The 10306-nt window shown below is 71.4% G+C and carries 12 protein-coding genes; 4 read left to right on the top strand and 8 right to left on the bottom strand.

The genetic code is table 11. The features are described from left to right. Positions 1-32: 32 nt before the first annotated feature. The 4 genes from AB0D67_RS31785 to AB0D67_RS31800 are packed head-to-tail and all read right to left on the bottom strand — an operon-like array spanning position 33 to position 3416. Positions 33-938 (bottom strand): NAD kinase, encoded by a 906-nt coding sequence (locus AB0D67_RS31785; RefSeq protein ID WP_362944226.1) that lies wholly within the window; start codon positions 936-938, stop codon positions 33-35. Between the two features lie 56 nt (positions 939-994). Then, positions 995-1813, bottom strand: coding sequence for a TlyA family RNA methyltransferase (locus tag AB0D67_RS31790; protein ID WP_362944228.1), 819 nt, complete (start codon positions 1811-1813; stop codon positions 995-997). Next, complete coding sequence (locus AB0D67_RS31795) at positions 1810-1998, bottom strand: hypothetical protein (protein WP_362944230.1); 189 nt, start codon at positions 1996-1998, stop codon at positions 1810-1812. Before AB0D67_RS31795 ends, AB0D67_RS31790 begins: the two co-directional genes overlap by 4 nt. Next, a complete protein-coding gene (locus AB0D67_RS31800) occupies positions 1995-3416 on the bottom strand; it encodes a hypothetical protein (RefSeq protein ID WP_362944232.1) in 1422 nt (473 codons plus the stop codon). The genes AB0D67_RS31795 and AB0D67_RS31800 overlap by 4 nt, the downstream gene beginning before the upstream one ends. A gap of 125 nt (positions 3417-3541) precedes the next feature. Between AB0D67_RS31800 and AB0D67_RS31805 the strand changes: the two genes are divergently transcribed. Further along, entirely contained in the window at positions 3542-3889 is a 348-nt protein-coding gene (locus AB0D67_RS31805) for an SCP2 sterol-binding domain-containing protein (RefSeq protein WP_362944234.1), read from the top strand. A gap of 49 nt (positions 3890-3938) precedes the next feature. On the opposite strand, the gene AB0D67_RS31810 is transcribed toward AB0D67_RS31805, so the two are convergent. Further along, positions 3939-4958 carry an HAD-IIA family hydrolase gene (locus AB0D67_RS31810; RefSeq protein WP_362944237.1) on the bottom strand — a complete coding sequence of 340 codons (1020 nt, stop codon included), beginning with the start codon at positions 4956-4958 and terminating at the stop codon, positions 3939-3941. A gap of 24 nt (positions 4959-4982) precedes the next feature. Then, a complete protein-coding gene (locus tag AB0D67_RS31815; protein ID WP_362944239.1) occupies positions 4983-5324 on the bottom strand; it encodes a tetratricopeptide repeat protein in 342 nt (113 codons plus the stop codon). A 209-nt stretch (positions 5325-5533) separates the two neighbouring features. Between AB0D67_RS31815 and AB0D67_RS31820 the strand changes: the two genes are divergently transcribed. Further along, complete coding sequence (locus AB0D67_RS31820; protein WP_362944241.1) at positions 5534-6832, top strand: DUF1015 domain-containing protein; 1299 nt, start codon at positions 5534-5536, stop codon at positions 6830-6832. 79 nt (positions 6833-6911) lie between these two features. Here AB0D67_RS31820 and AB0D67_RS31825 read toward each other — a convergent pair whose 3' ends face one another. Further along, positions 6912-7379 carry a single-stranded DNA-binding protein gene (locus AB0D67_RS31825; RefSeq protein ID WP_362944243.1) on the bottom strand — a complete coding sequence of 156 codons (468 nt, stop codon included), beginning with the start codon at positions 7377-7379 and terminating at the stop codon, positions 6912-6914. Between the two features lie 116 nt (positions 7380-7495). On the opposite strand from AB0D67_RS31825, the gene AB0D67_RS31830 reads away from it, so the two are divergent. Then, complete coding sequence (locus tag AB0D67_RS31830) at positions 7496-8422, top strand: MBL fold metallo-hydrolase (protein ID WP_362944245.1); 927 nt, start codon at positions 7496-7498, stop codon at positions 8420-8422. Between the two features lie 105 nt (positions 8423-8527). Here the strand turns inward: AB0D67_RS31830 and AB0D67_RS31835 are convergent, their stop codons facing one another. Further along, entirely contained in the window at positions 8528-9427 is a 900-nt protein-coding gene (locus AB0D67_RS31835) for a hypothetical protein (protein ID WP_362944247.1), read from the bottom strand. On the opposite strand from AB0D67_RS31835, the gene AB0D67_RS31840 reads away from it, so the two are divergent. Beyond that, positions 9392-10306, top strand: a 915-nt coding sequence (locus tag AB0D67_RS31840) for a hypothetical protein (RefSeq protein ID WP_362944249.1), incomplete at its 3' end; no start/stop codon positions are given. The two genes, AB0D67_RS31835 and AB0D67_RS31840, sit on opposite strands and share 36 nt — an antisense overlap.

Below are 10306 nucleotides of genomic sequence, written 5' to 3' on the forward strand. Positions count from 1 at the left end.
TACGCGCTCGGCACCGTGATCGCCGGGATGATCTACGGCCTCGCCCGGCCGCGCCACCCCTGCACAGGAAGGCCGAATTTGGCGACCAGCCTGTCGGTGAACGGCGCCCCGGTGTCCTCCAGACCGTGCAGCCGCGCCAGCCGTACCGGCACCTCCGCGCGGCGCACCTCGATCCGTGTCCCGGCGGGCAGATCGAAGCGGCGGCGGCCGTCGCACCACAGCACGGCCCCGGCCGTCTCCGGCTGGACCTCCAGCGCCAGCCGGGACCGCGGGGAGACCACCAGCGGCCGGGCGAACAGCGCGTGGGCGCTGATCGGCACCAGCAGCAACGCCTCCACCTCCGGCCACACCACCGGGCCGCCGGCCGAGAAAGCATACGCGGTCGAACCGGTCGGGGTGGCGCAGATGACCCCGTCACACCCCCATCGTGACAGAGGCCGCCCGTCGATCTCGGCGACCACCTCCAGCATCCGGTCGTTCTTCTCCACCGTCGCCTCGTTGAGCGCCCAGGTGTCGGCCAGCAACCGCCCGTTGAGGCGGGCGGTGACCTCGACGGCCATCCGCTCCTCCACGTCGTAGCGGCCCCGGACCACGCAGTCCACCGCGACCGCCAGGTCCTCCACCTCCGCCTCCGCAAGGAACCCGACGTGCCCGAGGTTGACCCCCAGCAGCGGCACCCCGGCCGGACGGGCGAACTCGGCGGCCCGCAGCAGGCTGCCGTCGCCGCCGAGCACGATCATCATCTCGGCGTCCTGGACGGCCACGGCGGTGTCCGGCACCACGTCGGCGCCCGCGCACGCCACGGCCTCGGCCTCGGAGCCGAGGACGCGCACCGCCACCCCCGCCTCCAGCAACCGCCCGATCACCAGCCGGGCGGTCTCGACGGCCGCCCGGCGCCCGGTGTGGGCGGTGACCAGCACGGTGCGCTTGATCGTCATGTTCCACTCTTTCGGGGGGTGAGCACCGGCGCCTTCGGCGCGTCCACCGACAGACCCTAGCGGGGTCCTTCCGCCACCGCGCGCCCGATCTCCGCCTCGACGTCGGCGACCGGCGGCGCGCCCTCTCCCTTGCCCAGCCAGATGACGTACTCGACGTTGCCGGACGGGCCGGGCAGCGGGCTCGCGGTGACGCCGCGCACGACGAGACCGAGGCCCCGGGCGGCCTCGGCGACGTCTCGTACGGCCTGAGCCCTCAGGGCGGGGTCCCGGACGACGCCGCCGGCGCCCACCCGTTCCTTGCCCACCTCGAACTGGGGCTTGACCAGCATCGCGAAGTCGGCCCGCCCGGCGGCGCAGCGGGTCAGGGCCGGCAGCACCAGGCGCAGCGAGATGAAGGACAGGTCGCCCACGACCAGGGTGGGAGCCTCCCCCACCATGTCGGGCGTCAGGTCCCTGACGTTGACCCGCTCCATGACCGTGACCCGCTCGTCGGTCCGCAGCGACCAGGCGAGCTGGCCGTACCCGACGTCCACCGCCAGCACGTGCGCCGCGCCGTTGCGCAGCAGCACGTCGGTGAAGCCCCCGGTCGAGGCCCCGGCATCCAGGCAGCGCCGCCCGGAGACGGTCAGGCCACGGGGCCCGAACGCCTCCAGCGCGCCCAGCAGCTTGTGCGCCCCCCGCGAGACGTAGTCGACACCGCCGGGGGCCTCGGCCACCACGATCGCGGCGGCGGTGTCCACCTGGGTCGCGGACTTGGCGGCCACCTGGCCCCCGACGGTGACCCGGCCGGCCTCGATCAACTGAGCCGCCTGCTCCCTGGATCTGGCCAGCCGGCGGCGGACGAGCTCGCTGTCGAGACGTGCCCGCCGGCTCACCGGCGCCGGTCCGCGGTGTCGTCCGCCGACGCGAGCACCCCCTCCAGTCCGGCGAACACCTCCTCGAACACGCCCACATGCGCCGAGACGGGCATCTCGCCGAGCCGGGTCAGCCCGTTCAGCACGGCGTCGACCCGCTCTCCGCCGGTCTCTTCCTCGCCGGTCTCTTCGGGCAGGTGGGTCATCCATCCCCTCCGGAAGTGCTCTTCGTCGTCCTCTTCGCTGTCCTGTCCGCCGCACGGGCACGGGACGCCCCGCCCGTGGACGCCTTGACGGTATCGGACGCCGCGGCACGCGTCGTCCCGGTCGTACGGCCCGCCTTCCCCTCGGTCTTCCCGGCCGCTCTCTCTGCGGTCTTCCCGGCGGTCTTTCCGGCGGCTCTTCCACCGGTCTTCCGCGGCGCGGCGCCACCGCCGCCCTGACCCGCCTCGCCGCCCTCGCCGGACGCCTCCCGGGCCCGCTCCGTGTCCTTCGCCGCCTTCTCGGCGCGTTCCGCGGACCTGCCCGCCTCAGCGGCCTTCTCCGCGGCCCTCTCCGCCTTCACGGTCGCCCGCTCGGCTGCTTTCTCGGCCTTCGCGGTCGCCCTGTCAGCGCCCTTCCCGTCCTTGCCCGTGTCCTCCCCTGGCTTCTCCGCGGCCTCGCCACCGGTTTTCGCGGCGGTCCTGCCAGTGGCCCCGGGTTTCGCAGCGGCCTTACCTGCGGTCCCGGACTTCTCGGTGGCCTTGCCTGCGGTCCTGGGCGACGCGGCGGCCTTGCCAGTGGCCCTCTCCCCGGACTTCTCGGTGGCCTTGCCGGTGGTCCTGGGCGACGCGGCGGCCTTGCCGGTGGTCCCCCCAGCGGTCTTCTTCTCCGCCGCCTTTCCCGTAGCCTTCGCCGTACTCGCGGTGCCCTTCCCCGTCTCCTCAGCCGCTTTCGCCGTACCCCTCCCCGCCTTCGCGGTCGTTTTCGCCGTCCCCTTCTCCGTCTTCGCGACGGCCTTCCCCGTCTCGGCGGTCGCCTTCCCGGCGGCCTTCCCCGTCTTTCCGGCCTTCGCGACGGCTCCTTCCGGCTTCTCCGTCTTCGCGGCGGCCTTCTCCGTCTTTTGGGCCTTCGCGACGGCCTCTTCCGGCTTCTCCTTCGCCTCGGCCTCGCCGGCGGTCTTCGCGGTCTTCGCCGCCCCCGTCTTCGCCGCGGCCTTTCCCGTGGTCTTCGCCGTCTTTGCTGTCTTCCCGGCGGTCCTGTCCGGCTTCTCCGCGGTCTTCGCGGCGGTACGGCTCCGCGTGGCGCGCGGTGCGGCCGTCTCGGATTCGGCCAGCCGGGCCTCCAGTTCGGCCACGCGCGTCCGCAGCCGGTCGATCTCCTCGATCTCTCTCTCGTGCGCCTGATCGAACGCGTCGACCAGGCGGTTCACCTCGTTCTGAATGATCTCGTCGAGCTGGTTCCGGCTCTCCTCCCCCGCCGTGACCAGTTCCCTGGCCATCTCGTCGATCTGATCGGACGCCTGCGGCGACTCCGCCTCCCTCAGACCGAACAGGTCACGGACCACCTCCCGCGCCCTGGCCGTCGTCATCTCGCTGAGGCCGGTGGCCCCCTGCAGGTAACCGCGCAGCGCATCGAACACCATGGCGACGCCTCCCCCCCTCCGGCGAACCCCCGGACGCCGGATCGCACATTATGTTCATGTGGAACGCTACCGTCCGTACGTCAAAGGATCCGGAAGCGTCCGGAAAGAGAAAGGAGCGTCGCGCGATGGCGACCGTCGACGAGTGCCGGGTGGCACTGCGCAGACTCGGCGAACAGTTCGACGAGGTTGACCAGGCGAGCCGCGCCAAGCACGTGGTCGAGCGCAGCATCAGCTGCCACATCAGCGACCTCGGCGTCACTTTTTACGGACGCATCCACCACGGCGGCCTTGGCCCCTTCGAGGAGCGGCCCTCCGCCGACGGCAGGCCCGCCGACGTGAAGCTGACCATCGGCAGTGACGATCTGATCTCCCTGGTCAACGGGGAGCTGGACATGGGGCGCGCCCTGTTCGGTGGCAAAGTGAAGATCGACGCCAGCTTCGGCGACCTCCTCCGACTCCGCAAGCTCCTCTGATCCTCGAAGTCTTCGGCATCCACGACCCGTGCCGCCCCGGGTGACCGGATCATCGACGGCGGACACCCTCTCCCGGCAGTGAGGAGTCCAAAGCGGCCTTCACCGCGTCCTCGTCCGCCCTCCCTTCGCCGGCGGCCTCCCATGTCGCGGCGCAGGCCCCGCGAAGAGCGTCGATCCCCTCCCCATGGCCGTCGAGGCGCAGCCGGCCGCTCTCCCAGCGGGCGGTCCAGCCCTCGCAGACCCATCCGTCTCCGGACCGCCGCACCGCGGGGTAGGGCCGGTGCAGCGCCGACAGGTCCGCGGCGACGTAGGTGGGCCTCCCGCGGGGACCCGCCGTCAGCAGGTCGAGCGGTGCGGTCACGCCGGTCAGAACCAGCAGGGCGTCCACCCCCGCGTTCGTCGCCCCTTCGATGTCGGTGTCGAGCCGGTCACCGACCACCAGGGGCCGCCGGGAGCCGGTGCGCAGCATCGACTCCCGGTGCAGGGGTGGCTCCGGCTTCCCGGCGACGACGGGCTCCACCCCGGTCGCCGTGACGATCACCCGGGTCATCGACCCGTTGCCCGGCAGTTCACCGCGGCCCGAGGGCATCGTGGCATCGGCGTTGGCCGCCACGAACAGGGCGCCCCGCCGTACGGCCAGGGCGCCCTCGCAGAGCAGACCGTAGGAGAGGTCGGGAGCGATGCCCTGCACGACCGCGGCGGGCCCCTCCGCCGCGGTGCTCACCGGGCGCAGGCCGTGTGCGCGAAGGGCGCTGCGCAATCCCATCCCCCCGACCACCAGCACCGCCGAACCGGGCTCGACCCGTTCGGCCACCAGTCGCGCGGCGGCCTGGGCCGAGGTGACGACGTCCTCGGCACGCGCCGGGGCGCCGAGCGCGCTCAGGTGCTCGGCGATCGCCCCGGGAGTGCGTGAGGCGTTGTTGGTGACGTAGGCGAGCCGCACCCCTCCCTCCGCCGCCCGCCGCAACGCCTCCGGGGCCCCCGGAACGGCGTCGCGGCCCAGATAGACCACGCCGTCGAGATCGAGGAGGAGGGTGTCGTAGGGATCGATGAGCGCGTTGGAATCCACCGCCCTATTCCACCACCCCGGTCGTCATGCCTGACGGGCGCGGAGGGTCGCACGGACGCTCCGCAGCGCCGACACGTAATGACGCTGGTCGGGGCGCATCGCGACGGCGATCGCCAGGGGCTCCTGCGCCGCCTCCATGTCCCCGGTGCGCCACAGGGCGAGCCCCAGACCGAAGTACGCGTAGTCCTCGGCCGGGTTGGCGTCGATGATCCAGCGGAAACTGTCGACGGCGTCGGCGTACTGCCGCGAGTTGAACTGGGCCCGGGCGAGCCCCTCCCTGATGCTGCGCGACTCCGGTTCGGCGTCGGCGGCCCGCTCCAGCAGTGAGGCTGCGGCGGCCGGGCTGCCCTCGGTCAGAAGTTTCATCCCGCGTTGAAACCAGTCATAGACGTCCCCGACGGGAGCGCCCGCCTCTGGATCGGGGGAATCAGGCGAACCGCTGCGTCCTTGGACCATATGTGAGGCCTCCTTCATCGACAGATGACAGATCTGACCGATTCCCTGACGACCCGGGCACCAGTGCGCCCTCAAGACGGCCCCCGAGCCTTACAGGCCTTTGTGACAACATGCCCTCCATGGCGAATCCTGAACTGCCGGCACCTGACGGGCTGGTGCTACGCCCGTTTCGCGGCGTGCGATTCGCGGTCGGCGATCTGGCCGAGGTGATCTCCCCGCCCTATGACCTCATCTCAGAGGTCGGCGCTCGGGAGCTCCTCGACGCACACCCCAACAACGTGGTGCGGCTCATCCTTCCCGGCAGTGATCGCCACCGCTACGCCGAAGCCCGCGAGACCCTTCGGACCTGGCTGTCCTCCGGCGTGCTGGTGGCCGACGAGTCACCCGCCGTGTACGTCTACGAGCAGGCCGGACCCGGGATCCTGCAGCGGGGGCTCATCGGGGACGTGGGCCTGGCAGGCCCCGAGGAGCAGATCATCCTGCCGCACGAGGACGTCATGCCGGGGCCCGTCGCCGACCGCCTGGCCCTGATGCGCACGACCGAGGCCAACCTGGAGCCCATCTTCCTGCTCTACGACGGCGACGGCGGGCCGACCACCAGGCTCGTGGACGAGATCGCCGCCTCACGGACGCCCCTGGCCGAGGCGACGACCGATGACAGGGTGCGACACCGGCTGTGGGCCATCACCGCCCCCGAAGAGCTCGCCCTGCTCAATGAGGATCTGCGTCCCCGCAGGGCGCTGATCGCCGACGGTCATCACCGCTACGCCACTTATCTCGCCCTCCAGCGGGAGCACCACGCCGCCGAAGCCACCGCCGGAGCCACCGCGCCGGGGCGGCCGCCGATACCGGGCGCCCGGGACTTCGGCCTGGCACTCCTGGTCGACTCCACCGCCTACCCGCCCAACCTCAAGGCCATCCACCGGGTGATCCCGGGGCTGCCGCTCGGTGAAGCGCTCAGCCGGGCCGGGGAGGCCTGGAGGATCCGGGAGTACGGATCCCTCGGCGAGGGGCTCTCCGCGCTGGCGGCCGCGGCGGAGCCGGCCTACCTGCTGTCGGCCGGAGGCACCGCCCACCTCCTCACCGACCCGAACCGGGAACGTCTGGAGCGGGCCATGCCCGCCGATCGCTCGGCCCGCTGGAGAGCGCTGAACACCTCGATCCTCGCCGAGTTCCTGCTCCCCGAGATCTGGGGGATGCCCGATGAAGAGCGGTCCGTGCGGGTCGTGCACCACGACGCGGAGGCCGCGGTACGGCTCGCCCGGGATTCGGGGGGAACCGCCGTGCTCATGAACCCCCTGGAGGTCGACGACGTGCTCGCCGTCGCGTCCCACAGGGAACGGGTGCCGCGCAAGTCCACCTCTTTCGGCCCCAAACCCCGCACAGGTCTGGTCCTGCGAATGTTCGACCTCGACTGAGGACGAAGACCGGCGATGAAGGCGTGGGTGAACGCCTCCCGGCGAAGTCCGGCCCATCGTCCGGCCGGCCACGGTGTCTTCATCCCGATCCGCAGGCTCCGTCCGAGGGCCGCTCGCCGTCCAGGAGACGCCCGCCGCTCCAAGGCGTGACCTTCGCGTGCTCATGGCGTCCGCCCCCGTCCCGATCCAGGGCCGCCTCCTCCCCGCCCCGGTCACCGGCGGGTGCCGCCCCGGGAGCGGGGCCGAGATGCCTCGCCGAGCGAACCTCCACCTCGTAGCCCGAGGATTTGGATCCGTCGTCGCCCCACCAGCGACGGCGAAGCGAACCCGTCACCTCGACCATGTCACCGGGTAGCCACCCGGCGGCGGCCAGAGCCACTTCCGGGACGAACGACGCACAGGGGATGGTGTCAACCTGAATCCTCCGGGCCCGCTGCTGCCGACGGACGATCAGCCGCCACCTGGTGAGCGCGCTCCCGCTTCGCAGTTTCCTGACGCTCGCCGCCTCGGGCAGGCGACCCACCAGGACGACCTCGTTGCGATCCATCGAATCTTCCTCCGATCTCTGCCTCTGCCGATCGGAGACGACTCTTTACGATGTGAGCTGTGCCGGAACGGCCGAACGCCGTTCTGGGGATGCCGGTTCCAGTTCTGAGGTGACCTGTGGACAACATCACCGCTCTCGGCGGCGAGGTCTATGAGATCGACACGAGAATGGCCGGATACTCCGGCATCACAGCGGGATACCTGATCCTGGGAGACCGTCCCTGTCTGGTCGAGACGGGTACGTCCACCTCCGCTCCGATCGTGCGCGACGCCCTCACCTCCCTGGGTGTGGGTCCCGCGGACCTCGCCACGGTGGTCGTGACGCACATCCACCTGGACCACGCGGGCGGGGTCGGCGACATCGCGGGCTTCTACCCGGAGGCCGAGATCGTGGTCCACGAGAAAGGCGCCCGGCATCTGGCCGACCCCTCGCGGCTCATGTCCAGCGCCCGGATGGTCTGGGGTGACAAGCTGGACACCCTCTTCGGGGAGCTCTCCCCCACCGAGTCGTCGCGCATCCGTGCCCTCGGAGACACGGGGAGCATCGATCTCGGCAACGGCCGCACCCTGAGCAGCCACTACTCTCCGGGACACGCCAAGCACCACGTGGGCCTGATCGACTCCGGCACAGGGGATCTCTACGTCGGCGACGCCGCCGGCGTCTATCTTCCGCAGACGGGAGATCTGCGACCGGCGACCCCGCCCCCGGACTTCGACCTGCGGACCGCGCTCGACTCGATCGCGTTGTTCGAGTCGCTGGCCCCCCAGCGGCTCCTGTTCAGCCATTACGGACCGGTCGCGAACGTGGCGGAGACGCTGGAGCGCTCGGCGGAGGAACTACGCGTCTGGGTGGATCTGACCCGCCGGGCCCACTCCGAGGGCATGGACCTCGACCACGCGGTGGCCATGGTCAGGGAGCGCACCCGGGAGCGGTACGTGGCCCTGAAGGACGACGACGGGACGGCCGAGCAGTTCGAACTGCTCAGCGGCGCCCCGTCCAACGTCGCCGGAATCCTCCACTGGCTGAACCGGGTTCAGCCCTGAGCCGACGCCGCCGCAGATCGAGCCGATGACCTCCGGCTCCCTCCGGCCCGATCCCGTACCGCCTCGGGTGAGCCTTCCGGCCCACCCGAGGCGGCGCGGAACCCGCTACTTCTTCTCGTCCTCGTCCTCATCCTCGTTCGTGTCGTCGAGGGTGTCGCCGAAATTCGGCTCGATGAAGGCCGGGCCGATGCCGGCCTCGGCCTTCCCCCCGGCCTTCGCGACGTCGTCCTCGACGGCCTCGGCCACCTCATCGCCGGCCCCGATCTCCCGGGTCTCGGCCTCATCCGCCTCGTCCGCCTTGCCCGCCTCGTCGGCCTCGGCTCCAGCGGTCTCATCTCCGTGTACGGCCTCGTTCGCGGCCTTCACGGGAGGCTCCTCCTCCGCGGGCGGCTCCTCGACGGCGGGTGTCTCATCGGACACACCGCCGAGGTCCGGCTCGCCCTCGTCGAGGTCCGCCTCGTCCTCGAGCTGAGCATCGAGTGCGGCGGCATCGTCGGCCTCGTCGAGGTCCTCGTCCTCCTCCAGGTCCTCGATGACGGTCCCCGTCAGCTGCGCGTACCGCTCGGCGGCGTCGGTCTCGCCGTCCTCGTCGAAGGCCATCGCGCGGCCGAACCACTCGACGGCCGGCTCCTCGTGCCCCGCCTCGGCCAGGGCATCGGCGTACGCGAAGGCGAGACGCGCCGACCACGGGTGCGGACGTGTGTCACGCAGCTCCGGGAGGCGCTGAAGAGTGATGACGGCGGCGTCGTTCTGGCCGAGGTCCCGGCGAGCGCCCGACTCCACGATGGCGAGTTCGATCTTGCCGGATCGGTCGAGACGCTCCGCCTCCGGGGATCGGACCAGGTCGAGAGCGCGCTCCGGACGGCCCAGACCGCGCTCGCAGTCGGCCATGACCGGCAGGTAGGCGTCGGATCCGGTCATACGACGCGCCGCACGCAGGTCGCTGAGCGCCTCGGCGAAGTGCCCGGAATGGTAGGCGGCGATGCCCACGGCCTCGCGGACCACACCGATACGGGCGGCGAAACGACGGGCCACCTTGGTGTGCTCGTAGGCGCGCTCAGGGTCGTCCTCCTCAAGCGCCCGGCCGGCCGCCACCAGATGGCAGGAGACCAGGTCGGCGAGGTCGAGTGGGAGGGAGCGCAGTTCGTCCCTGACGTCCTTGTCGAGCTCGTCCGCCGTGATGTCGGGAGCGAGCGGGGGCAGTTCCTCCCGCGTCCGGCTCCGGGCCTCCTCGCGCTCCTCGGGCCGCTCGTCACGACCGTAACGCGTGCGGGATCCGCCGCCCTCGGAGCGGAATCCACCGTCACGATCCCCGAAGGGACGTGCCCCTCGATCCTCACGGCCGTAGCGGGGACGGTCGTCACGGTCGCCGTAGGAACGCCGCTCACCACGGTCATCGCGGTAACCACCACGGGGACGATCGTCACGATTGAACGGACGCCGTTCACCACGATCGTCGCGCCCCTGACCGGGACGCTCCTCACGGTTGAACGGAGGTCGCTGGCCGCGGTCATCACGACCGTAGCCGGGGCGATCGTCCCGGTCCCGGGAACCGTACCGGCTACGCGCCTGATCACGATCACCGTACGTACGCCGCTCACCGCGATCATCGCGCCCCTGACCGGGACGCTCCTCACGGTTGAACGGAGGTCGCTGACCACGGTCATCGCGGTTGAACGGAGGTCGCTGGCCGCGGTCATCACGACCGTAGCCGGGGCGATCGTCCCGGTCCCGGGAACCGTACCGGCTACGCGCCTGATCACGATCACCGTACGTACGCCGCTCACCGCGATCATCGCGCCCCTGACCGGGACGCTCCTCACGGTTGAAGGGACGCCGCTCACCACGGTCATCACGCCCCTGACCCGGACGCTCCTCACGATA

The organism is Streptosporangium sp. NPDC048047 (assembly GCF_040653115.1).
Taxonomy (GTDB): Bacteria; Actinomycetota; Actinomycetes; order Streptosporangiales; family Streptosporangiaceae; genus Streptosporangium.

Coding starts and splice junctions, on each gene's coding strand:
- AB0D67_RS31815 (WP_362944239.1), bottom strand. CDS start 5,324: ATGAAACTTCTGACCGAGGGCAGCCCGGCCGCCGCAGCCTCACTGCTG.
- AB0D67_RS31805 (WP_362944234.1), top strand. CDS start 3,542: ATGGCGACCGTCGACGAGTGCCGGGTGGCACTGCGCAGACTCGGCGAA.
- AB0D67_RS31800 (WP_362944232.1), bottom strand. CDS start 3,416: ATGGTGTTCGATGCGCTGCGCGGTTACCTGCAGGGGGCCACCGGCCTC.
- AB0D67_RS31785 (WP_362944226.1), bottom strand. CDS start 938: ATGACGATCAAGCGCACCGTGCTGGTCACCGCCCACACCGGGCGCCGG.
- AB0D67_RS31825 (WP_362944243.1), bottom strand. CDS start 7,379: ATGGATCGCAACGAGGTCGTCCTGGTGGGTCGCCTGCCCGAGGCGGCG.
- AB0D67_RS31820 (WP_362944241.1), top strand. CDS start 5,534: ATGGCGAATCCTGAACTGCCGGCACCTGACGGGCTGGTGCTACGCCCG.
- AB0D67_RS31795 (WP_362944230.1), bottom strand. CDS start 1,998: ATGACCCACCTGCCCGAAGAGACCGGCGAGGAAGAGACCGGCGGAGAG.